Source organism: Vibrio nitrifigilis (genome assembly GCF_015686695.1).
Taxonomy (GTDB): Bacteria; Pseudomonadota; Gammaproteobacteria; order Enterobacterales; family Vibrionaceae; genus Vibrio; species Vibrio nitrifigilis.
On the sequence record NZ_JADPMR010000004.1, the window covers coordinates 993,564 to 1,016,559 of the forward strand.

Below are 22,996 nucleotides of genomic sequence, written 5' to 3' on the forward strand. Positions count from 1 at the left end.
GATGACAAAACAAGTCAACCATCCAATTTCTGACGAGCGGCAAGCCATCATTGTCTGCTCTGACCTACAACTTAAATCGAGACATAAATGATGAATCGTAAACAACTTGCAAATGCTATACGTGCCCTAAGCATGGACGGTGTACAAAAAGCAAATTCTGGCCACCCGGGTGCTCCTATGGGTATGGCTGACATCGCTGAAGTTCTTTGGCGTGATCACTTAAATCACAACCCACAAAACCCACATTGGGCAGACCGCGACCGCTTTGTACTGTCAAACGGCCATGGTTCAATGCTGATTTATTCTTTGCTGCACCTTACTGGTTACGAACTCTCTATTGACGACCTGAAAAACTTTCGTCAACTGCATTCAAAAACACCTGGCCACCCAGAATATGGCTATGCACCAGGTATTGAAACGACAACAGGCCCTCTAGGCCAAGGTATCACCAATGCTGTGGGTATGGCGATTGCTGAAAAAGCCCTAGCAGCACAATTCAACCAAGAAGGTCACGACATCGTTGATCACCACACCTACGCATTCATGGGTGACGGTTGTATGATGGAAGGTATCTCTCACGAAGCTTGTTCTCTAGCCGGTACTCTTGGCCTAGGCAAACTGATCGCTTTCTGGGATGACAACGGCATTTCTATCGATGGTGATGTGGAAGGCTGGTTCGCTGATGACACTCCAAAACGTTTTGAAGCATACGGCTGGCAAGTCATTCCAGCAGTCGACGGTCATGATGCTGCAGCAATTAATAAAGCAATTGAAGAAGCAAAAGCCGACACTACTCGCCCTACTCTCATTTGTTGCAAAACCATCATCGGTTTTGGTTCTCCAAACAAATCAGGTTCTCACGATTGCCACGGCGCACCACTAGGCGCGGACGAAATCAAAGCAACACGCGAATTCCTGGGTTGGGAATACGGTCCTTTTGAAATCCCTACTGAAATTTACGCAGAATGGGATGCGAAAGAAGCGGGTAAAGCCAAAGAATCTGCATGGGATGAAAAATTTGCAGCATACGCAGAAGCTTATCCAGAACTAGCCGCAGAATTCAAACGCCGCGTCGCTGGCGAACTTCCAGCAAACTGGGAAGAAACAGCCAATGAGGTTATCGCTAATCTGCAAGCGAATCCCTCTAAAATCGCTTCACGCAAAGCATCACAAAATGCTTTGGAAGCTTTCGGCAAATTACTGCCTGAGTTTATGGGCGGCTCTGCTGACTTGGCGCCATCTAACTTAACCATGTGGTCTGGCTCTAAGTCACTGACTCCAGAAGATGCATCAGGTAACTACATTCACTACGGTGTGCGTGAATTTGGTATGACAGCGATCATCAACGGTATCGCCCTTCACGGTGGTTTTGTTCCTTACGGTGCAACCTTCCTCATGTTCATGGAATACGCTCGTAACGCAATGCGCATGGCTGCATTGATGAAAATTCAAAACATCCAAGTGTACACTCACGACTCTATCGGTTTGGGCGAAGATGGTCCAACTCACCAACCAGTAGAGCAAGTTGCTACACTGCGTCTTGTACCGAACATGAGCACATGGCGCCCATGTGACCAAGTCGAGTCTGCGGTTGCTTGGAAACTAGCAATTGAACGTAAAGATGCACCTACTTCGCTGATCTTCTCTCGTCAAGGTCTTGCACAACAAGAACGTAGTGCAGAGCAAGTTGCTGACATTGCTAAAGGTGGTTACATTCTTAAAGATTGTGCTGGTCAACCAGATGTCATCTTCATTGCAACAGGTTCTGAAGTCGAGCTTGCTGTAAATGCAGCAGCAGAACTTGAGAAAGAAGGCAAAGCAGCGCGCGTCGTATCTATGCCGTCAACAGATACTTTCGACAAACAAGATGCAGCGTACCGCGAAGCTGTTCTTCCTGCAGCAGTCACAGCTCGTGTTGCTGTAGAAGCAGGCATCGCTGACTACTGGTACAAATACGTAGGTCTGAATGGTCGTATCGTGGGTATGACAACATTTGGTGAATCTGCGCCAGCAGAACAATTGTTTGAACAATTCGGCTTCACTGTTGAAAACGTTGTCGCAAAAGCAAAAGAAATTCTTTAATCTTCTTCTTCCTTGGTATTAAACGCAAAAAGCCAATCGAAAGATTGGCTTTTTATTGAATTCAAAGAATTAATCGTAAAATTCATACGCGCCTTCGATGGCGTGAATTAGACCAACGATTAACGTATTGTAAGGGGTTGGCACACCATATTGTTTCGCTTGCTCAACGATCGCCCCATTGATTGCGTCAATTTCCATTTTTACGCGCTTTTTGCGATCTTGATACATCGAAGAATAACCATCTCCCGCAGTAACACATACAGATTTCACCATTTCTAGCGCTTCACGGCGGTCAAAATAGGTACCATCAGCTTCAGCCACTTCAATGGCTTCGTATACTAACCGTTTCGCAAAATCCCACGCATAGTCGTTTTTTATCATGTAGCCGATAGGTGTTTCGGTGATGGCAGTAAATGCATTTACCGACAAATTAACCAACAGTTTGCTCCAGATAATACGCTGAATATCATCAGCCACATCCACTTCAAAGCCTGTCTCACTGAGTAATTGACTTGCCATCTCTAGCACAGCATCAGCTTCATGGTTACTGCCAATATTCGTCACACCACTCGCAGGATGTTTAACCAACCCTTCACCTAAGTTAACCGCATTGTGTTTACTCGTACCAATGATCACATTTTCTTTATTCACATATTGAGCAATTTTTCGATCATTCCCTGCACCATTCTGTAGAGTCATGACAACAGTATTGGGCGTAAATAGATCTCGGTTTTGCTCTAATGCCATTTCGGTATACGTTGATTTAACAAAAACGATGACCAAATCCACTTGTTCCTTGCATTCGCCAGATACATAGGCGCGTACATTCGAAAATGTGTCGACTTGTCCAGAACTCTCTTCTAAACGAATGCCTTGCTCATTGATCGCATTAACCTGCGGCGCATAAGCATCAATCATAATGACATCATGTTGACGGCTAATATAAGCACCGTATAAACATCCCATTGCACCCGCACCAATTACAGCCACTTTCATACTTTTATCCTCATGAACACGTCCTTGTTCCACTCTGTGTTGGAGTACCAGACAATACGACTAATATGCCATGAGTATACAAACTGTAACTGTAAACGAACAAACTTGAAAAGTTTCGTTTAACGAAACAATTTTCAGATATATTCTAGTTTGAATAGATATATACCGGCTATTTTGCTACATTTCTCTGTCCATTGATTAGGGAGAACAAAAATTCATTAATATGTACCGTAGTACGAACCTAATATTGCAGTTATGTAGCAAAAGTCACGAGAAAGGAATTGATCCCCTAAGTTTGTGAGCCCAAAAAGGAAGCTTCATCAAAATGGACGAACCATTTAACATTAATCAACATGTGGGACAAAGAATACGCGCCCACCGAAAAATGCGTAATCTGACCATTCAACAATTAGCCGACCATATTCATAAAAGCCGTGCGACTGTCTCGAAATACGAAACCGGCGAGATTTCACTCGATATGGTCACACTGTTTAAGGTCGCGACCGCACTGCAAATCGCCCCGAACCAATTGATCGATTACCACCCAGAAGACACGCAAGTAACCACTGCCACATCAAGCGATATGCTCACCTTTCATAACGCACGTAAGCTCTATTTCTACTTCTATGATGGCAGGTATAAACGCCTCAAAGATGGTGTGATTGAAATTTCTCCGCATAAGGAAGGCAACCAACAAAAAGCCACACTCACCATAAGTGTGGTTACCCCAAACGGTCGCAACAGCGAAATATATTATGTCGGCACCGTTATTTATAGTGATCGACTAATCCGCTTTTCTTTCATCAACCAATATAACCGGCTTGAAGAATCGCTCCTCTATATATTCACGCCACTGGAATTACGCGATAGTACCTATGGTTTACTGTGCGGGATTTCCTCCGCTGACATGCGACCTTGCGCCATCAAATCACTGGTTACATTAACTCCACAAACCTATTCGGACGATCTCAAATCTCAACTACTTCTTACCAAGCAAGAGCTCAAAGAATCCAGCAAGCTCAATATGCTGGTTGTCGATAACCTACTGTAACTTCGTCTAAAATAACCCTATATAACTTGGACACACACCATAAAGGTATGGTGTGTGTCCTCTTTAACAGCTCTGTTTAACCGCTTTACCTTAGCGTGTGTGTCCCGCTTAGAAAGTTGGGAATTTGGTATTGTCTCAGGTACAATCCGCGCGGTTTGAAAATGACAGAGTGCCATAATGTGATGAAACTGAGCCCGCGTTTAACGCAATTAATTGATATGGTTGAACACCATTACGATCATATTTGGGATTGCTGTTGTGATCATGGTTTTTTGGGCGAAGCCTTACTAGAATACCAAGCACACAGCACCATACATTTTGTCGATATCGTGCCAGAGCTCATCGAGCAACTGGAGCAGCGTTTATCAACCTCCCTCCACATGCCACAGCGTTGGAATACACATTGCCTAGACGTATCGAGGTTGCCTTTAGACCAACATTCGGGCAAGCATTTGGTTATTATTGCCGGGGTTGGCGGTGAACTGACCGCCGAGTTTATCCAGACGTTGCAAGCCAAGTTTGCTCACTTAGCTGTCGATTTTTTACTTTGTCCGGTTCACCATCACTTCACACTACGCCAAGCACTAATTAAGCAAAATATGCACTGTATCGATGAAGTATTAGTCGAAGATAACCGCCGTTTTTATGAATTGTTATTAGTCAGTAGTGATAAAACAACATTTGACCAAGTAACCCCAGCAGGCGCAAAGCTGTGGCAATCGACATGCCCAGTTCATTCACAAGTGATTGAGCGCTATTGGCATAAAACGATGCGCCATTATCAACGCATTGCGCAAGGATCACCTGAAAAAGCAGGCCCCATTCTCGAAGCCTATCTGAGCGTTAAACCATTTTAAATCGATAAAAAAAGCGCAATATAGCGCTTTTTTTCATTCGTAACTGACTGGTTAATCCTTCCAGTAATACATACTGGCTCGTTTGCCTAATATATTGAGTTGATAGTACTTATCGCATGCACGTTGCGCCACGCCGTAACACACGTGCAACGGCAATAAATGCTCCTCACGAGGTTGACAGAAACGAGCTCCTGGCGCTTTCGTCCATTGCGCAAATCGCTCAGTACGCTCTGCTTCGCTCAAGGATGTATCTGAACACGTTTCCACCAGCCAGGCTTCAAAACCTTCATTTAGAGCGCGAATTTCATCACTTTGTGGTGCAAAAAAGGCGCGCATATTATGAAATGAGAAACCAGACCCAATCACTAACAGATTGTCGTAATCCAATTCACTCAACGCTGCGCCGATATCTAGGTGATGCACAGGATCTAAGTTATTCGCTAGCGAAAGCTGAATACAAGGGATATCAGCATCGGGATACATCAACATTAAGGGTACAAATAGCCCATGATCGTAGCCACGATTTACATCCAATTTGGCATTGATACCCGACAGCTGCAGGTGATTATAGACTTTTTCAGCTAATTGAGGTTCACCCGGTGCAGGGTAAGTGATGTGGTAAGTTTGTTCCGGGAATCCGTAATAATCGTAAATCATACCAGGATTAGGCGCAGCGGTAATCGTTGGGACACTTTCTTCCCAGTGTGCACTAACCACTATAATCGCATCTGGCTTAGGAATACTTTTAGCGATAGCAGTAAGATGATCCACCATCTCTTGGTGGCCTTCATCACCAAGCAGAGGTATCGGGCCACCACCATGAGAGAGGTAAAGTATTTGGCGTGATTTAGACATAACAAGTTTCCATATTCAATAAGGAACCACTGTTCCTTTCTATTGCTTATGCTACCCCTAGAGTATGGAGAGAAACAACTGCTATAACGCTCAAAATATTAGACGTTATTGTTCTAAAAACAAGACTTTACTCAGTTTTTACCGTCAAAACAGCAGAAAACAATACGCACTAATAACGCCCTTCATTGCACTAAATAGTGACATTCTAAACCGTTATAAAGCAAATCCTTATCTTCAACCCTTTGTAATAAAGGGAGAATGCATAGCCACACATATTGGCACGCATTCTGTTTCAGTCTATTGGTATCATCAACAGGAGTGACTTATGGCGACAATGGAACTGCCTCTCACCTACTCAGTGAGAACGAAATGGACTCAACTCATCCTTGGACTTATATGTATGGCGTCAATTTCAAGTCCACAATATGTTTGGACATTACTAACCAAGCCTCTAGCGGCAAAACTTGGCGTGGATTTACCAGAGCTGCAAGTGACTTTTTCCATACTGATCATACTCCAAACCTTTTTTTCTCCATTCCAAGGCCGCTTAATCGATAAATTTGGCCCGCGGGTATTAATATCTATAGGAACGGTTCTTTCCGGTTTCAGTTGGATTTTAACCTCCCATGTACACAGTTTATCGATGCTCTATCTCATTTATGGCTGCGTCGGGGGATTAGGAACAGGTATCGTTTATATTGGCGTTGTCGGTTTGATGGTTCGCTGGTTTCCATCTCAACGGGGATTCGCCACCGGCATGGTTGCAGCAGGGTACGGAATGGGGGCAATTGTTACGACTTTTCCAATATCGATTAGCCTCGAAGAGCAAGGGCTCAACACGACCTTGTGGATGTTTGGTGGAATCTTTGCTCTTATTGGTTTTATTGCCAGCCAAGGATTAAGAGTCCCCAAACGAAGTGACCAATATTTAAATGAGAAAACATCCTTACCTTATCAAGAAGGACATCAATACCTACCGCGCGAAATGCTTCGTCAACCTCTGTTCTGGTTAATGTTTTGTATGATGGCCATTATGTCGACTTCAGGCCTAATGGTAGTATCACAAATGGCGAGCTTTGCCAGTGATTTTGGTATAACAGGCATTACGGTGTTAGGAATGGCGGCTTTACCACTCGCAATGACGATTGACCGTTTTACTAACGGTTTAACAAGGCCACTTTTTGGTTATATATCCGATCGCATTGGCCGAGAAAACACCATGTTTATTGCGTTTGCTTTAGAGGGCTGTGCGATGACGCTCTGGTTATTGAGCCGAGATAATGCACTACTGTTTGTACTTCTGTCTGGCGTTGTTTTCTTTGGCTGGGGTGAAATATTCTCTCTTTTTCCATCAACCCTAACAGATACGTTCGGCACGCGTTACGCCACAGCAAACTACGGATGGTTATACACAGCGCAGGGCGTTGGCTCATTTCTCGGCGGACCACTGGCTGCGTGGGTCTATCAACAGACTGGCGGATGGACCATTGTCTTTTCCATGGCAATCGGTGCCGATTTTTTAGTTGCGTTTTTAGCGCTCGCGATATTAAAACCCTGGCGAGCGAAATTCCTAACGGCTCGCCGTTGATCTACCCCAATGACCTCAAGACGCTCTGAAATAGTATCTTGAGGTTACTTGGGTACAAAGGTGCCCTCAGGCACCTTTACTTCATGCGACCATATGGTTATTAGAACCAAGTTTCCATTTGTACGGCAAACACTGTCTCATTATTTTCACCCATTGCACAATCCACACCATTGATGGAATATGAATCTTCAAATTTATCGCTCCAGTTAATATAACTCACCGCAAAACGAATTTGTGGGCGGTCAAAGAAACCAGCGATATTAGAGATTTTAAATGTTGGTGCAATTGTCGCTTTATAAACATTACCAGTCATATGTTTGGATGTATTATCCAAATCTAAATATTGGTAAGTACCTTCATAGGCAATTTCAAAGTTGGGATTAAATTCCTGTGCTAAACGAACGTTAAATACCGCCCATTTATACTCATCGCCTTTTAAATAACGATCTTTGGTCCATTCCGTTAATAGCGATGGAGCAATACGCCAGTTATCGGTCATTTGTGTTGCGCCCACAGTATAAAAACGCACAGAGTTCGCATCTTTTAACAAATGATTATCTTGGCCAATGTTTTTGGTTTCGGCCCCCATCGCATGACCATACATCATCCCTGTTCGCGACCAACCATCTTTAACACCATAAAAGGTATCGGCTTTATAACCAATCATGGTGTGTACACCATATTGAGCAACATCACCTCGGTCAACAGCACTATCAAGTGACGCACGCTGGTCGTTTTTATTCGCTGCAATAGCGTTAAACATCACTTCCCAGTGATTATCAATCAAGTTATTCCAAGTAAATGTATACCCTTCTAAGTCGTAGCTCGTACCACTATCTGCATCAAACTGGTTACCGATAACCGAGAAGTTGGACGTCCAGTTGTCACCCATTTTGACATCGTAAATCCCAGCACCGGTACCGGTTAGGAAAATAACGTGAGTATCAATAAAGTCGATATCAAAGTTTTCTCTGTCGTAACGTTTACCCGCCCACAAAGTTGAGCCTGAGAACGTATCATTGCCCTTAAACGCTGCAATATCTGACATTTCCAAATAGAGCTGGCGCACGTTCAAACTACTTGTATCAGCGCTCACCCAGTCAGTTTCTGTTTCATCACCAGCAGATAACATCACTTGATACATAGATTTTGTGCCATCTTCCGCTTGCTGATTATGCGTTAAGCGAGAATCGACATAATTATCATCTTCTAAACCTAGTCGGCCAAAATAAGCGCCAAGACCAGATGCTATCGACATTTGTGGGCCAATCGTATTACTTCTTCCTCCGTGAGCACCTTGGAAATTTTGGTTAATGTTTAAGCCTGCACGCGCATATCCATGAAACTCAAAGCTCGATGCCTCATCTTTTGCATCTTGAGCTGTCTGCTCAGTTTGTTCAACTTTCTGCTGGGTCGCTTTCAGTTGCGCTTCTAATTCGCTAACACGTTGTTCAAGTGTTTGAGTTGGGGCAGCAATGGCACTTTGTAGAGGGGATAACGCACAGGCTATTGATAGCGCCAATAAGGCGTTGTTTCTTTTCATCGTGATTCTCCAGAGGTATCAATGAAAACCCACGGTTTTGCGCACTATTCATTACCAGCAGTCAACATCAGACAGAACTAAACGTAGGGAAAAATTGGCCGAACTGAATTCAACAACGTCACTGCTATTGGATAGAATAAGTTCAAAACTTAGGATTCTATTTTTGCTTTATTATATTCCTATGGTATCTTTATATAATTAAACAATCACCACAAATAAATTGGAACATGGGTTTGATCACGTTAAAAAGCGTTATCCATTTTAAAAATACAACACAAAACTCAAATTTCATATTACTTAACTTTTCATAGGCTTAATGGAATGAATTAAGCATGAATACTAATTTTTATTATTTTCGAATATCAAAATAAATAAACACTAATAAAGTAACTCATCAATACTAAACATATAGAAACATCAAAATATTTGAACAAAGAACATAACAAACTAATATCCCAAGTGGCCTTAGAATAAAGGATTCAGAACGGCATCAACGAACACGGCTCAGCCAAAATTTCAGCCTATTTTCTCTAACCTGATACATTCAAAGAGAAATATCTTGGATCCAAATCGCAAAATAGTTTCCGTTTGTTCCCGCTTTTGAAGTGAAAGTTTTATGCTTACAACCTTAATAGACTCATTAGTCTCGGCAAAAAAATATGACCTAATACAAGCCGATTTGAGATAAAATGAGCCATATAACAACAAAAAGTTAATTAGATTGCATACAACATCGCGGAAATGGCTTAATAATGAAAAAACCAATTCATACTAATATCAGAACATTTACATTGGGTATTATTAAAAAAGTGGTCGCTCTAATCACTGGCTTACTATTATTTATTTCATTTATCATTAACGCGGACGAAATCCAAGCAAAAGAATCCAGTCAGCATCATCATTTGAATCAAGACAATCTACTTAATCAACCTTATTTAGTATGGAAAGAAATGGCACAATTTAATACTCATCCAACCGCACCATGGTTGATCAATGTGACAACATTAATGAGTCATTTAAAACCAGATGCCACCGTAAAAGACTTAACAGATCGTTTTTATTTCACCGCTAAACAGCAACACCTTTCGATTATCGACCCTAAAACAGGGCTCCCTGTATCCGGACAAACCTCTTTAAATACAGCCCTTATCGATAACCAGTGGCTTAGATTAAATGGCATTCCTAAACATGTTTTTTATCTTGCCGTCGACCAGCAATATGCCTACAACGATCCTCAATCAACAAATTTGAATCAACCTTAACGTCCTCTACGTCAAATAAGGCTCAATATCAACCTCATCAATCTGGTTAGGCTCTAGGTAAAGTTCCGCATAGTCTCGGTAGATCCCCGAAGTCAACAGCAATTTAAAGAGCTCCTTATCTAAATGCTGGTCCTCCGCCATTTTTGCCAAAATCGCAATAGATTGGCTCAGTGTTTTGGCTTTTTTATATGGTCTGTCTGCAGCAGTGAGTGCTTCAAAGACATCAGCAATAGCCAAGATTCTCGCCTCAATTGAGAGTTCATTTCCACTCAGCTTTTTAGGATACCCAGTACCGATGAGTGTTTCATGATGCCCGCCAGCAATTTCAGGAACACGTTTTAATTCGGGAGGTAAAGGCAGAGATTCAAGCATATGAATTGTTGCAATAATATGTTCATTAATTCGGTAACGATCGGAAGCCGTTAAAGTCCCACGTTGAATAGAGAGATTGTGTAATTCTCCCAAGTTGGCCTGTACTTCAGGTACTGTCATTTTCATATCAGCACTCAGCAAGTTATGTGGGTCTGTTATCCAAGGTTGTATATGTTCGGCTTTATCAGCGAGCAATGGCTCGGTCACGGGCAGTTCCTGTTCGGGTATTTGGGCTAAACGTTTGTTTTCTTCCGGTGATAAACCATCTCGATCGCTGAAATGTCTAACCCAAGTTTGCTTACCTATCTGGTGTATACGAGCAATCTTTTCGTCATCCATAAATTCACTACCAACGTTACACTGGGCAATAAAGGCAAATTGCTCATCTAACTGTTGGTATCGACTGAGTAACTCACGATTTAACTCCCTCTCATCACCACCAGCAAGCCGCTCTTTTAAACTATTAATCTCCGCATCGCGACGCAGTACTTCAAACCGCATGCGAATCTCATGAATTCGGTTATAGATCGTTTCTAACTTACTGCCTTTATCAATGATATGTTCAGGGGTTGTGACTTTGCCACAATCATGCAGCCATGAAGCCACTTGAAACTCTCTACGTTGCTCTTCATCAACGAAGTGAAAATCTTTGAATTCGGCCGCGTGACTAAGATGCGCAGATTCCGCTAACATATTGGCAATCACTGGCACTCGAGCACAGTGTCCTCCGGTATAAGGCGATTTCTGGTCGATTGCTTGAGCAATGAGCTGAATAAACGAATCCATGAGCTGTTGTTGCCGATATTGATGCTCTTTAAGATCGCCCGCCATGGAATGAATCGACTTAGATAGCTGATCAAGTTCTTGAATTCGACTTGGCACCAAATTCACTGCTGAAAATTGACGATGACGAATCTTGTCATTTTCGAGTGAGAGTGATTTGATCGGGTCAACAATCGTATTAGCAAAATGATAGATAAGCGGTGACAACAAAATCAAAAAGCCAAAGGTGATCAAAATAGAGATGTATACCCGATCCATATTTGGACTTTGAATAACAGCGGTTGGAACAATAATTCCCAAATACTGGGCCTCTTGCGCGTTACTAGGTAACTGCTCAACATAAAGAATGTAGTCTTTTCCATCTAACTGGGTTCGCACTAGCGATTGTTCACCGTTTTTACTCGATGTGTTTTCTTCTATTTGCTGTAACATCGCTGCTGGCACCATGCCAGCAATCATCAATCGCTGCATAGAAGACATCATGTTATCGCTTAGCCATTTTTGCTCCAGCGCAGCGCTCTCTTGGGCCGTAATAGATTGGATAGCTTGATTAAAAATGTCGCGCAATTTAGGGTATCGCTTCGTGATCAAAATACTCAGTTGTTGGGCGCCTTGATTGCGCAATCCATTATTGCCCGTATGAACCTCAAGCCCTTGCATGTTATTAAGCCGAATAAAATACTCTGCGACTTCTTGTGTTTCTAGTGCAGCATCCGCTTTTCCATCAACGACGGCTTGTAATCCATCAATGGGAGATTTCACTTTTAGTACATCAATATCTGGAAATTGTTGCTGTACTTTTTCAGTTAACGCCCAGCCGGTTGGAATCGCGATCACTTCCCCACCCATTCCACCTAATGTTGCTCCCACGTCATGACCCTTTCTAGTAATTAAAACCGTCGAGAGATTGCGATAAGGAATGGTAAAGTCACCGAGAAGTTGCCGTGCTGGAGTTTCAAAAATAGACTGCACAATATCAAGCTTATTAGATTGAAATAGCCCTAATAATTGATTCCAACTATACCCGTTGACATATTCAAACTTTAATCCGGTTTTTTCCGCAATTAAATTCATTACATCAATAGAATAGCCTTTTGGCATCCCGCTATAAGCAAAATCAAATGGCGCCCAATCCAGTTCGTTAGACACCGTTAATACGCCTAGGTTAGCAATATATTGCTTTTGTTCCTCCGTTAGCGGAATAGGTTTAGTGGGAGTAACAGATGACGTCGAATTGGTTGGCATTGACTGCGCTGAAATCTTACCAGCCTGATTAAATATAAAGGTGCTACTTTGCGCAAAAGGCAAGTTTTGTTGCAAATACGCTGACATATCAGCGAGTGAGATATCCACTGCGACAACATTGCCAGTATGATCGATTTGCTTAGCATAAGTGATGCCGGAAGAACGAATAGAATGAAAGAAATAAGGCGCGGTTTTAATTGTCTCATTTGGACTATTCATGGCATCTTTATACCACGGCCGCACATTAGCGAAATATTGGCTAGGTAATTGGGATTGATGCGTTAAGTTAAATTGATCATCATAATAATATTGATATTGAATGCGTCCTTTATCTGTATTTTGGATCTTAACGATCGTCCAGCGGTCATTCACATCAGCGTCTAAATTAGAACTTAACTGACGAACAGTATTTAAATTGATCAGTTCGTAAAAATCACCATTTTTGTACCCAATATAAATACCATGAAGATAACTTCGTTGACGCATAGCTTGTGCCATAACTGAAATAATGGGGCGAATATTATGGTCTTCTTCTCGTGAATCGACATCTGGAAACTCTGAAAGCAATAAAGCGATCGCGCTGCTTTCACTATCGATATTGGCAATTTTCTCACTGACATTCTGCGCCGTGTGATTGAATAGTCCACGAGCTGCATCTTTTGCTAGCGATTGAGAAAAGTAAAACTGTAGACAAAGCGCGACTGCTACCACTAACGTGGTGAGCATAATAAACAGAGATAATACGGTAAGTCTGATCCCAAACTTCGCTTGGCGTAACTTGTGCAGCATAATCACCCCATCCCTGCAGCTAGCTGAATATTATTAATAAAGTCATATGGTTACTCACTACTCGCGAAGAGGCTGGAATATATAAATCACACCAGCTAATCCGAGAATGACTGTGTTACCTTAAAGACTAGCTTACTCAATCAATTATTCACTCTATTTAATAGCAACAAATAGAAAAAGAATGTCACCGCGATCGATATTTAACACCCTCGTTTTTTAATTGAGACAAAGTCATTGATATGATTGATATTGTTAAAGAAAAAACACATTGAATGGGTTGAATTTATTAAGATATTACTTGTTTATGTGACTTCGATGGGCTTTATTGGGCATCAATCTCATGGAACGTGAGCTAAGACATCATCCGCACACGAATGGTTTTGTTAATATAAGCGAAACCTTATAACACATCGGTAGAATAGGTAGTAACGATGCTTAGCAATACATTATTTCATGTAATTAGAGTGATATATCAAGAGCATACTGCGCAGTGGAGTAATGTCATGCCCACACTGACCAAACCCCAATACGCGGTATTAGAAAGTTTGGACGCAAATGGCCCTCTCGATCAGGTTTCTTTAGGCGAAGCGAGCGCTATTAAGCGCGGAACACTAACCGATATGCTGGCAAGAATGGAACGTAAAGGATTAATACAGCGCTCCCCTAGCCTTCATGATGCGCGGCAAAAACAAGTCGAAATTACCGACGATGGACTACGAATGTTAGCCATGGCCCGACTCGCCGCCGATAAAGTCAATCAAGATTTAACAAGGTATTTGACCAGTACTGAAAACCAAGAATTACTCTCACTTCTCCAAAAAATATCTTCTAAGATTCCGAGCATTAACCCCTAACCCATTCTATACCCAAATAACTTCTAACGATTTAAACCTGAGAATGTTTCTCTACCCGCACTAAAAAAGCCTCTCTAAATAGAGAGGCTTGGGTTCCACTGCTTTTCTTTTATGTAAGTGTTTTATTACCCATTTATATTCCCAACCAAATCATTGGGAATATACCCAAAGCTTATTTGGGTATATTTGGGGTTATTTTACTGTTGCCAGCTCAGCATCCACTTCAATACTGAATTCATCTACTTCATCGGGAATCTCAGGGTATTCAACGGCAGATGCCACGCCCCAGAAATAGACAGCGATGGCCAAAACCACAATTAATACCATGGCCAATGTGCCACCTAAAGCGCCATTGCCGCCATAAGTTCCTAATGCTGAAATAATATAGATACCAATGTAATACACCAATAACCACAAGCCATTTTTAATTTCTTTACTCGCCCCTTGCTCTTTGTTACCGAACAACGCATAAGCAAGCCAAGCAACAATTAAAATCGGTAAAAGTAATTCATTAACAGCCCAACCACTCCAATACACTAACAGCGTACTGGCGATAAAAGCTAATGGGCTTAATATGGCAAACGCCGGTAGTTTAAATGGTCGTTTCAAATCGGGACGACGAGCACGAAATACCGCGGCACTAACGGGGCCTGGCATATAAGTAAATACAGTAGCCGATGTTACGGCTGCAATTAATCCACCCCAAACTTGAAATTGAGACGGTAACGTCCATGCAATCGCCAAAATAAGAGATAACCATAACGCGCCACGAGGTACGCCAGACTTCTCGTCTACTTGTCCAAATATTTTAAATAGATGGCCGTTTTTCGCCCAAGCAAACAATACTCGACTAGCCCCCGCTAGATAAATATTTCCTGTCCCGGCTGGAGATATGACCGCATCGATCAAAATCAGATTAATAAGCCAAGTTAAACCTAATGATCGCGCAAGATCTGCATATGGCGATTGGAAAACATCGACCAGGCCGTGCCAACCATGAGCACTTAAAATATCGGCAGGCACTGCCCCCATGAAAGCAAACTGCAGCAACATGTAAATAACGAAACTGGCCACCATCGCTAGAATGATAGCTAAAGGTACGTTGCGCTGTGGGTTCTTTGCTTCACTGGCAAAATCGACCGCTTGGCGGAAACCTAAATAGGCGAAAACGATACCAGCACCAGTCAATGAGGAGAACACTCCATGGACGCCGCCAGGATGCGTTGAAGGAACGGTTAAATTATCGCTATTGTAATACAAGAAGAAAGTGATGATAGCGACGACTGGAACAATGAACTTGATAGTAGTGATGACCGTATTAATGCGACCGAAGAAGTTCACACTCCAATAATTTAATAAGAAGAACAATACCAACAAAACAATCTGCATGGTAAAGCCCAATTCGTTAGGGCTGCCATCTTTGTGGCCTAATGATGGCCACCAATACATTGCATATTGACGTACAGCTTCGACTTCGACGCCAGCTGTACTGGTATAAGCTAACAGTGCACTAATACCAATAACAAAACCAACCACATTGCCATGGGTAAAATTCGGATAACGAACAAAACCACCAGCACGTGGAATACTGGCGGAAAGCTCAGCAAATACAAGGCCAATCATTAATACAATGACCGCCCCTAGCGCCCACGCATACCCACTTAATGATCCTGCATAGCCAGCACTATTTAACGCGGCATAAAGCCAGCCCGAACCAATCATGGACCCAATGCCCAACAAAGTGAGGTCTAGAAGCCCCAACTTCTGTTTCAATACGCCACCGGACATAGTCTCTCCCTTATTGAATTTCCTGTTATTACCTAAGCTTATGAGGGCTAAACATGAACCTCACCCAATCTAAAAGTACTCAATGCAGATAGAGCATATCGGCTTAGGTGTTATCTTTTTGTTGTTAACTAAGTAACCTAGAGTCGTTTATGATTTAGGGCTCTACGTTATTTAGATATGAACCATACACATTGCAGGAAATATTCCATTATTTTCTCAGCAAGGTAAAAAAACCAGATATTGAATGTTTTTTGATATAAAAATTCATCACAATAATACATCCAATAAAATCGGATAATTATTATTAAGAAATAAAAAACCATCTGATAAATAATTTTATCAATATACAAATAAGAATAAACGCAATCATTTACAAGACCAATTTAAAATGATTCAGCATTGCTTTTTATTAGTGCATAATTGTCTTATCGCACAACATTCGTGCAATTCCATTTAATTAATAAGGGGTTTTTCATTTATTTAACCCATGCATAATTAATCACATAACTATCATGCATATGATTATTTATATTTCATTCTATTTGACATTTAAAATATGAATAATATTCTACTTATTATCTAATTATCTAATTATCTAATTAGCTGATTAGCTGATTAGCTGATTAGCTGATTAGCTGATTAGCTGATTATTTCACCATCATCTTCATAGCCGGTAAATACTACTGTGTCACCTTATCTCTTACACTGTAAAGAAAATGAAATATTGACTATTTTTTAGTAAAGTTCCGTATGTCTTATTTTCAGTGTGGAAGATCTCTCCGTTTCCTAGCAACCTACACTTTCGGTCTTCTATCCCACCACCATATAGAAGAGAGAAGTAGTGTCTAAATCCACCTTTGTCAGTTTATTTATTGCAACATGCGCCGCTATGTTGGGCATTGGCATTATTCTGCCTATATTGCCACTCTATGCAAAAAGCTTACACGCAAGTGCGCTTTCTATCGGTTTACTATTTTCAGCCTTTGCACTTTCCCGTATGTTCTTCGCTCCTTATCTGGGGGCATTATCAGACCGATTAGGTAAACGTCGATTATTGCTGTGGGGCTTAGCTCTGTACGCGTTTTTCGCCTTTCTCTATCCATTTGTGACTAACGCTACCTACTTGTTTGCCCTCCGGTTTTTCGATGGTATCGCCTCAGCGATGGTGACACCTATTGCTCAAGCATACGTAGGAGATATTGTTCCCAAGGGCAAAGAAGGCAAATACATGAACCTGTTTAGCATGTCGATGTTCAGTGGCAGCGCTTTAGGCCCTATTGTGGGTGGTACACTGGCTGATCATTTTGGCCTACATATGCCGTTTTACGCCTTAACCTCAGTGTCACTATTTGCATTCGCGCTAGTCTGGTTTTTTATCCCTCATCAACAACAAAGTAAACCTACACGTAAACCCCACAAACGCCATCAATTACTGAACGTACTTAAAGATAGGCCCATGCGTGGGGTCTTAGCCTATATACTATTTCGAGCGTTTTACCGTTTTGGCTTCAATACATTTATTCCGCTTTTAACCGTCAGTTATATGAGTAAATCCAATATTGGTGTGTTATTGTCTCTTTATATGGTATTTGGTTCAGTGCTACAGTACCCAATGGGTTTGCTTTGCGACCGGTTTTCAAACTGGAAAGCCCCTTTTATATTATGGGGAAGCTTGCTTAGTGCAGTCTGCATGACAGCACTGTTCTGGTTTCATCAAAATGTGGCTGTTCTTTACCTGTTTGCTATTGGAATGGGTGTTTTCAGTGCCTTGTCGCGTGCGGCCATTATTGTCGTTAGAACTGAGCGAGGACGCACCCTTGGAATGGGAACCGTGACAGGAAGCTTTGCCAGCGCGCAAGCATTAGGGCAAATGTCTGGCCCCATCATCTTAGGATTATTTGTTGATTGGATGGGCCTGCCGTATGTGTTTCTCGTCGGTGGTTTAGTGGGGATTATTGGTGCCATACTCTCGTATTATTTTATACGTCAGTATGATTCTAACCCACAGGTTGATACTCACTTGAGTCGTGATATCAAATCCTAACCGCAGCATACCAAACCATAAAAATGAAGTGATCATCAGGCGAAATGAACGCGTACACTCGCTTGTCATGGAAGAGACAAATTGCGCTGCCACGCTCTGTGCTCAATGTCCTACCCAGCGAAACAGTTGTGACCAAATTCGTGCTGAAAACACCTATGTGATTGAATGTTAGAACTAAAAGTAAGAAGGATCATACTATGTCGAACGAAACCATCTATCTGCCTAATTACACTGTTGGCCAAGATGCCTATAGTAAAATTGGCTACATCACTGCTCCATATGGAAATAAAGCGGTGGTTATTGGTGGTGAAACTGCAATAGAAAAAGCTAAACCAGCACTGCTTAACGGCATCGAAGGTAGCCACACCGTATTATTAGACTTTCTGTGGTACGGCGGTGCTGCAACAATGGATAATGTCCATCAACTGGCCGGGCATCCACATGTCAAAGACGCTGATATGCTATTTGGTGTTGGCGGCGGACGTGCTTGCGATACAGTGAAGGTACTTGGCGCCATTACAGGTAAGCCTGTCTTCACCTTCCCGACTCTTGCTTCTAACTGTGCAGCGTGCACGTCTCTGAGTGTGATGTATCACAACGATGGCTCTTTCGCTGAATACTTCTACCAAAGTCACCCACCACTGCACACCTTTATCAATACGCAAATTATCGCAGAATCTCCGGCAGAAATGTTTTGGGCTGGCATTGGTGATGCGTTAAGTAAAGAGTATGAGGTTGAATATTGCTGCCGCGATAAAAAACTCACCCATTTACCACAGCTAGGATTAGGCATTGCCAAAACCTGTACCGCTCCATTACTCGACAATGGTAAAAAGGCACTTGAAGATTGTCGTAATAATCAGGTTTCTGCTGAACTAGAAGAAGTCGTGCTCGCTATTGTGATGTTAACCGGGATTGTTTCCAACTGTGCAGTGCATATCAGCGATCAAATCGCTCCTGAAGATCAATACTACTACAACAGTTCACTCGCTCACTGTGTCTACTATGGTAGTTCGTTGATCCCAGCCAGTGAATCACAGCACTTACATGGTGAAATTGTTGCATTTGGCGTGCTTTGCTTATTGAAATACGACAATAACGAACAAGAATTCAATCGCATTTTGGAATTTAATAAAAGCTTGGGCTTGCCAGTCACGATAGCCGAGATTGGCCTTACTGAAGCAGATTTACCTATTGTGGCAGAGAAAGCGGCCTCAGTCATTGAGTGGGAAGTCGCACCTGGCACACCAACGCAAGAAAAATTCATTGCCGCGATATTGGCCGCTGATGCGATTGGTCGTCAAGCCGCATAATGTTTATGCCATCAGGCAGATATAAAAACGGTGGTCAATGATATTGACCACCGTTTTTTTCATTCTTCAGAGTCTCAGAGCTATCGACGACGCGGTTTCGCTTTCTCGCTTTCTGCATCGTAGATTTCTCGATTTAGAGCGATGGATAGCTTAGCGCACAATTTTGTAATCCACCCCATCCAGATAAGACCATTGACCTTTCCTATCACAACAAGCCCGCTTGGCTTTGAAGAAACGGTAATATATTGTGCATCGTTGGGTGTACCAAACCAACATGGGAAATCAGTCTTAGCTTGCCAACCATCCATTTCAGAATAGACGGCGGTCACCTTTTCATTATCTTGTTCGGAAAGATCATAAGGTAAATTCAATATAATCGTTTGTTCCATATGCGCTGTGCTCTTCGCCCTCCCTCAGTGGTGCTCGATACCCAATCAACTCAGTAATAGTACCCAATTAATTGCACAAATTCGATTCCCATCAAGGTTAATTACCAAAATTTAAATGTTTTTTAATCTTGGCGTCATTTTGATCCTGTTTGCGCTGAGACGTTTTGATAAATGTTAAAGAAAACACGGTTAGTGTTGAGGAGAAAGCAATCACTCGTTTCGTTATTCTTAATAACTAATAATCGAACTCATTGTTATACAACTTAAAGATATTAACTAATGGCTCTTCCCAGCCTAAACAAGCTTTGAGCTGTTTTATAACGGGCGACACTTGCTCTCTAGTAACGTTAATTTCTATTTTTAATAACGGGTAGTTTTCTATACTTCCTACCCCACCAAACACAGGTTGGGCCCCTTCTAACGCTCGATGCGAACCTTCGATAGAAGCGATGGCCCAACAGTGATCATAATGACCTATTTTATCCACGCCTGATTCATGCAGGGTCGATAATACCAATTCTTTTTGCTCTGGTTTACAGCAAATGTCTAACTTGTACATGTCCACGCCAACTATATTAACTTATTGAAATATCTAACTATAACTTCCCATACCATCGATGGCGATACTATATTTAGACAATTAACCAACGTAGCGTTCGAGAAGTCATTTATTGCCAAAGAAATTAAATTTACTGGCAAAATGTTTCAATATACAGTGCTTCAACTTTATCGCGTGCCCATTGTGTTCGACGCAGGAATTTTAAAGACGATTTTATAGAAGGATTATTGTAAAAGCAGTTGAGCTGAATTTTTGCATCCAACCCCTCCCAGCCATAATGCTCTTGCAAACGAACCAAAATTTTCTCGAGCGTTAATCCGTGTAAAGGATTATTGGGTTGTTCTTGGCTCATAGGAAATCTCTTATAGTGTTAATTCAAAGGCGCAGTGTAACAGAATCTAACCTTAGTTACGTCTAGTACTGCATTGAGAAACGCTCCCTTGCTAAACCACGTTGAGAAGTTCAGGGTAATCTTTAACGGCTTGTCAGGTGAATAAGCTGAGTCATAATCGAGTCTCGGGTAACAACATAATCAGCAGAACTTTCAACACCAGAGTAGTCGGAGACTCTCATGGAACGCAAACCAACTTGCTTAGCACCCTGAATATCCGCAACTTCACTGTCTCCTACCATGATTATCTTGGACGGAGAATTCTTAGCAAGATCAACAGCAATTTCAAATGCCTTTTTGCTCGGTTTACGATAGCCAATGTCTGAAGACCAAATTACCTGATGGAAATATTTATCTAGCCCTCTATTTCTTAGGTCATTTTGGAAAATATCTGTATCACCTGTCACATTCGACAGCAAGATCAGCTCAGTTCCCTGATTATGTAACTGTTCAAGTAACGGAATGGAATAGTGATATAACTGACCACTTTGAACAAATTGGCGTAAATGTTGACAGCCAATAGATACATCAAAATCAACTGCGTAGTGAGTAAAGGCGTTCTGCCATACCTCAATCCAATTGGGTTGTTCGACTTGTTCTGGAATATAGAGATCTTGTATCGAGAGCTCAATAAGCGCGCCTATCTCTTTGGCGTACTCTGACCCACTAATGTTCTCTAAGGATTCAGCGAGATCCCCCATTTCACACAGTGTATTCCCATAATCAAAAATAACGGTATCGAACATTCTTCCCCCATATTTATCGTTTTATTGCATGACAATAGTGTTGATTACCCTTCTGAGTGCATCATTAAATAATGGATAACCGCGGCTTGAACGGGTAATAGCCAACGCTTTTGATCATAACCAGAAAAACGAGAATAGGTATTAGGCTCGAATATCATCTCTTTCCCTACGGTTACGGGAGGAACGGGCAAAAATTCTGGATGCCCCAATGTCTCTAAAAGAGGTATAGATAATGAATAGGTACTGTCAGCAAATCCTTTTGGCCATGCGTCAGTAATGACCACATCAAACTCACCCGTAAGTTGATCAATATAGCGCACGTTGGATTCATCATCGTGCTGATTTGCTGGACAAAAGTGCGTCAAATTAAGATCTAACACTTGAGCTAAGGCGTGCCAGGATTTAAATACATTAGTGCTCGGGCCCCATAATAAAATACGTAGGTTTTCAATATCGCCGTATTTCGCATTGAGATAATACGCATCGGTTAGCACTTCACAGGGGTGCGCGTCACTCGACATGGCATTAATCACTGGTTTACGAGTAGCATTGGCAAACTCCGTCATCCTTTGGTGATTACTGTCTCTAATGACATACAGAGAATAGAACGGGTCCAAATACCCAGCCAAATCATCGACCGCTTCACCCGTTTTCAAGAAATTAGGTAACTCAACATAATTCAACCCGAGCGTTTGAAATGCCTGAATAAAGGTAGTTCGAGTTCGAATGCCATTCCCCTCAAACGACCAAGCAACGTTGCCTTGTAGTTGCTCAGTCATCTCTTCAGATACGTTTTTCCATATTTGCAAAATATCTGCTTTGGTCAGGCTATTAACATCAAGTAACTTCATAACGTCCCTATTGAAAATAATATCCAATGAAAACATTAAGATAACATATGTATTAATTCAGATGTAGTTAATTAAACCGCATAGACATTGTCGCATTGCCGACACGCCACTTGGCCTTTTTATTTAACTTAATTCAAAACTCTCACACCCAACAATTGAGAAATGATGACTTGCGATATTGAAACCTTCACGTAAATAAAATTTATGGGCTGGGAATCGGTGCACAGCAGAATCCAAGTGGATCTGCTGACATCCAATCTTTGATGCATATGCTTTAAACCATTCCATTAAAAATTTACCAACGCCATCGGAACGACATCGATCATTAGTCACTAGATCTTCAATGTAGATATACTTTCCCCAAGCAAGCTTTTCTCCCAAAGAGTATCCCGCAACAGCCAGCACTTGGTGCTCATCTTTAACATAGACTATCTGATAGCCGCCTAATTTTTGTTTTTCTATCTGTGCAGATAATGAGTCAACATCATACTGAGACCTGAGCTGTAACAACACCTCTAATACACTCAAGTATTCTGCATTCCTTTCAAGAGATTTCACTTCCATATTCTTCCCTTACTCACTATACCCAAGTAACCTCATATGCTGATTTAGTAATGGCAAGCATCCAAATGCTCATA

19 protein-coding genes are annotated in these 22,996 nt (G+C 41.8%); 8 read left to right on the plus strand and 11 right to left on the minus strand.

From position 1 onward, the window contains the following. Positions 1 to 87 precede the first annotated feature (87 nt). On the plus strand, positions 88 to 2,082 hold the full coding sequence (gene tkt / locus I1A42_RS20805) for a transketolase (protein ID WP_161157738.1): 1,995 nt from the start codon (positions 88 to 90) through the stop codon (positions 2,080 to 2,082). A 69-nt stretch (positions 2,083 to 2,151) separates the two neighbouring features. Here tkt and I1A42_RS20810 read toward each other — a convergent pair whose 3' ends face one another. Next, complete coding sequence (locus I1A42_RS20810; RefSeq protein ID WP_161157739.1) at positions 2,152 to 3,078, minus strand: ketopantoate reductase family protein; 927 nt, start codon at positions 3,076 to 3,078, stop codon at positions 2,152 to 2,154. A gap of 325 nt (positions 3,079 to 3,403) precedes the next feature. Here I1A42_RS20810 and I1A42_RS20815 point away from each other — a divergent pair, with 325 nt between their 5' ends. Further along, positions 3,404 to 4,129 (plus strand): helix-turn-helix domain-containing protein, encoded by a 726-nt coding sequence (locus I1A42_RS20815; protein ID WP_161157740.1) that lies wholly within the window; start codon positions 3,404 to 3,406, stop codon positions 4,127 to 4,129. 161 nt (positions 4,130 to 4,290) lie between these two features. Then, positions 4,291 to 4,986 (plus strand): tRNA (adenine(22)-N(1))-methyltransferase, encoded by a 696-nt coding sequence (locus I1A42_RS20820; protein WP_230389684.1) that lies wholly within the window; start codon positions 4,291 to 4,293, stop codon positions 4,984 to 4,986. 51 nt (positions 4,987 to 5,037) lie between these two features. Here I1A42_RS20820 and I1A42_RS20825 read toward each other — a convergent pair whose 3' ends face one another. Continuing rightward, the gene (locus I1A42_RS20825; protein WP_196124797.1) at positions 5,038 to 5,841 is read right to left on the minus strand and encodes a DODA-type extradiol aromatic ring-opening family dioxygenase; all 804 of its coding nucleotides are present in this window, start codon (positions 5,839 to 5,841) and stop codon (positions 5,038 to 5,040) included. A 325-nt stretch (positions 5,842 to 6,166) separates the two neighbouring features. On the opposite strand from I1A42_RS20825, the gene oxlT reads away from it, so the two are divergent. Further along, positions 6,167 to 7,429 carry an oxalate/formate MFS antiporter gene (gene oxlT / locus I1A42_RS20830; RefSeq protein ID WP_196124799.1) on the plus strand — a complete coding sequence of 421 codons (1,263 nt, stop codon included), beginning with the start codon at positions 6,167 to 6,169 and terminating at the stop codon, positions 7,427 to 7,429. A gap of 100 nt (positions 7,430 to 7,529) precedes the next feature. Here the strand turns inward: oxlT and I1A42_RS20835 are convergent, their stop codons facing one another. Beyond that, the gene (locus tag I1A42_RS20835; protein ID WP_161157743.1) at positions 7,530 to 8,972 is read right to left on the minus strand and encodes a carbohydrate porin; all 1,443 of its coding nucleotides are present in this window, start codon (positions 8,970 to 8,972) and stop codon (positions 7,530 to 7,532) included. 752 nt (positions 8,973 to 9,724) lie between these two features. Between I1A42_RS20835 and I1A42_RS20840 the strand changes: the two genes are divergently transcribed. Then, positions 9,725 to 10,234, plus strand: coding sequence for a hypothetical protein (locus I1A42_RS20840; protein WP_161158276.1), 510 nt, complete (start codon positions 9,725 to 9,727; stop codon positions 10,232 to 10,234). A gap of 6 nt (positions 10,235 to 10,240) precedes the next feature. On the opposite strand, the gene I1A42_RS20845 is transcribed toward I1A42_RS20840, so the two are convergent. After that, positions 10,241 to 13,423 (minus strand): HD domain-containing phosphohydrolase, encoded by a 3,183-nt coding sequence (locus I1A42_RS20845; RefSeq protein ID WP_196124801.1) that lies wholly within the window; start codon positions 13,421 to 13,423, stop codon positions 10,241 to 10,243. A 503-nt stretch (positions 13,424 to 13,926) separates the two neighbouring features. Between I1A42_RS20845 and I1A42_RS20850 the strand changes: the two genes are divergently transcribed. Then, positions 13,927 to 14,277 carry a MarR family winged helix-turn-helix transcriptional regulator gene (locus I1A42_RS20850; protein ID WP_161158274.1) on the plus strand — a complete coding sequence of 117 codons (351 nt, stop codon included), beginning with the start codon at positions 13,927 to 13,929 and terminating at the stop codon, positions 14,275 to 14,277. Between the two features lie 192 nt (positions 14,278 to 14,469). Here the strand turns inward: I1A42_RS20850 and I1A42_RS20855 are convergent, their stop codons facing one another. After that, positions 14,470 to 16,065, minus strand: coding sequence for an APC family permease (locus I1A42_RS20855; RefSeq protein WP_161158273.1), 1,596 nt, complete (start codon positions 16,063 to 16,065; stop codon positions 14,470 to 14,472). A gap of 841 nt (positions 16,066 to 16,906) precedes the next feature. Between I1A42_RS20855 and I1A42_RS20860 the strand changes: the two genes are divergently transcribed. Together I1A42_RS20860 and I1A42_RS20865 are read left to right on the plus strand one after the other, a co-directional pair. Continuing rightward, positions 16,907 to 18,109: an MFS transporter gene (locus I1A42_RS20860; RefSeq protein ID WP_196124803.1), complete on the plus strand. Its 1,203-nt coding sequence runs from the start codon at positions 16,907 to 16,909 to the stop codon at positions 18,107 to 18,109. Positions 18,110 to 18,306: 197 nt separating this feature from the next. After that, positions 18,307 to 19,422: an iron-containing alcohol dehydrogenase family protein gene (locus I1A42_RS20865; RefSeq protein WP_196124805.1), complete on the plus strand. Its 1,116-nt coding sequence runs from the start codon at positions 18,307 to 18,309 to the stop codon at positions 19,420 to 19,422. 80 nt (positions 19,423 to 19,502) lie between these two features. Here I1A42_RS20865 and I1A42_RS20870 read toward each other — a convergent pair whose 3' ends face one another. The 6 genes from I1A42_RS20870 to I1A42_RS20895 all read right to left on the minus strand — a co-directional run bounded on the left by I1A42_RS20870 (position 19,503) and on the right by I1A42_RS20895 (position 22,922). Next, a complete protein-coding gene (locus I1A42_RS20870; RefSeq protein ID WP_161158270.1) occupies positions 19,503 to 19,811 on the minus strand; it encodes a hypothetical protein in 309 nt (102 codons plus the stop codon). Between the two features lie 235 nt (positions 19,812 to 20,046). Further along, positions 20,047 to 20,370, minus strand: a complete 324-nt coding sequence (locus tag I1A42_RS20875; protein WP_161158269.1) for a hypothetical protein — start codon at positions 20,368 to 20,370, stop codon at positions 20,047 to 20,049. Between the two features lie 130 nt (positions 20,371 to 20,500). Beyond that, on the minus strand, positions 20,501 to 20,722 hold the full coding sequence (locus I1A42_RS20880) for a VF530 family protein (protein WP_161158268.1): 222 nt from the start codon (positions 20,720 to 20,722) through the stop codon (positions 20,501 to 20,503). A 122-nt stretch (positions 20,723 to 20,844) separates the two neighbouring features. Beyond that, on the minus strand, positions 20,845 to 21,507 hold the full coding sequence (locus I1A42_RS20885; RefSeq protein WP_161158267.1) for an HAD family hydrolase: 663 nt from the start codon (positions 21,505 to 21,507) through the stop codon (positions 20,845 to 20,847). Between the two features lie 44 nt (positions 21,508 to 21,551). After that, the gene (locus I1A42_RS20890; RefSeq protein WP_196124806.1) at positions 21,552 to 22,358 is read right to left on the minus strand and encodes an ornithine carbamoyltransferase; all 807 of its coding nucleotides are present in this window, start codon (positions 22,356 to 22,358) and stop codon (positions 21,552 to 21,554) included. A 123-nt stretch (positions 22,359 to 22,481) separates the two neighbouring features. After that, positions 22,482 to 22,922 (minus strand): GNAT family N-acetyltransferase, encoded by a 441-nt coding sequence (locus tag I1A42_RS20895; protein WP_196124808.1) that lies wholly within the window; start codon positions 22,920 to 22,922, stop codon positions 22,482 to 22,484. Between the last annotated feature and the right edge of the window lie 74 nt (positions 22,923 to 22,996).

What these genes read in the sequence shown, in the direction of transcription:
- tkt (WP_161157738.1), top strand. Translation starts at nt 88, where the DNA reads ATGATGAATCGTAAACAACTTGCAAATGCTATACGTGCCCTAAGCATG.
- I1A42_RS20810 (WP_161157739.1), bottom strand. Translation starts at nt 3,078, where the DNA reads ATGAAAGTGGCTGTAATTGGTGCGGGTGCAATGGGATGTTTATACGGT.
- I1A42_RS20815 (WP_161157740.1), top strand. Translation starts at nt 3,404, where the DNA reads ATGGACGAACCATTTAACATTAATCAACATGTGGGACAAAGAATACGC.
- I1A42_RS20820 (WP_230389684.1), top strand. Translation starts at nt 4,291, where the DNA reads ATGACAGAGTGCCATAATGTGATGAAACTGAGCCCGCGTTTAACGCAA.
- I1A42_RS20825 (WP_196124797.1), bottom strand. Translation starts at nt 5,841, where the DNA reads ATGTCTAAATCACGCCAAATACTTTACCTCTCTCATGGTGGTGGCCCG.
- oxlT (WP_196124799.1), top strand. Translation starts at nt 6,167, where the DNA reads ATGGCGACAATGGAACTGCCTCTCACCTACTCAGTGAGAACGAAATGG.
- I1A42_RS20835 (WP_161157743.1), bottom strand. Translation starts at nt 8,972, where the DNA reads ATGAAAAGAAACAACGCCTTATTGGCGCTATCAATAGCCTGTGCGTTA.
- I1A42_RS20840 (WP_161158276.1), top strand. Translation starts at nt 9,725, where the DNA reads ATGAAAAAACCAATTCATACTAATATCAGAACATTTACATTGGGTATT.
- I1A42_RS20845 (WP_196124801.1), bottom strand. Translation starts at nt 13,423, where the DNA reads ATGCTGCACAAGTTACGCCAAGCGAAGTTTGGGATCAGACTTACCGTA.
- I1A42_RS20850 (WP_161158274.1), top strand. Translation starts at nt 13,927, where the DNA reads ATGCCCACACTGACCAAACCCCAATACGCGGTATTAGAAAGTTTGGAC.
- I1A42_RS20855 (WP_161158273.1), bottom strand. Translation starts at nt 16,065, where the DNA reads ATGTCCGGTGGCGTATTGAAACAGAAGTTGGGGCTTCTAGACCTCACT.
- I1A42_RS20865 (WP_196124805.1), top strand. Translation starts at nt 18,307, where the DNA reads ATGTCGAACGAAACCATCTATCTGCCTAATTACACTGTTGGCCAAGAT.
- I1A42_RS20870 (WP_161158270.1), bottom strand. Translation starts at nt 19,811, where the DNA reads ATGGAACAAACGATTATATTGAATTTACCTTATGATCTTTCCGAACAA.
- I1A42_RS20875 (WP_161158269.1), bottom strand. Translation starts at nt 20,370, where the DNA reads ATGTACAAGTTAGACATTTGCTGTAAACCAGAGCAAAAAGAATTGGTA.
- I1A42_RS20880 (WP_161158268.1), bottom strand. Translation starts at nt 20,722, where the DNA reads ATGAGCCAAGAACAACCCAATAATCCTTTACACGGATTAACGCTCGAG.
- I1A42_RS20885 (WP_161158267.1), bottom strand. Translation starts at nt 21,507, where the DNA reads ATGTTCGATACCGTTATTTTTGATTATGGGAATACACTGTGTGAAATG.
- I1A42_RS20890 (WP_196124806.1), bottom strand. Translation starts at nt 22,358, where the DNA reads ATGAAGTTACTTGATGTTAATAGCCTGACCAAAGCAGATATTTTGCAA.
- I1A42_RS20895 (WP_196124808.1), bottom strand. Translation starts at nt 22,922, where the DNA reads ATGGAAGTGAAATCTCTTGAAAGGAATGCAGAATACTTGAGTGTATTA.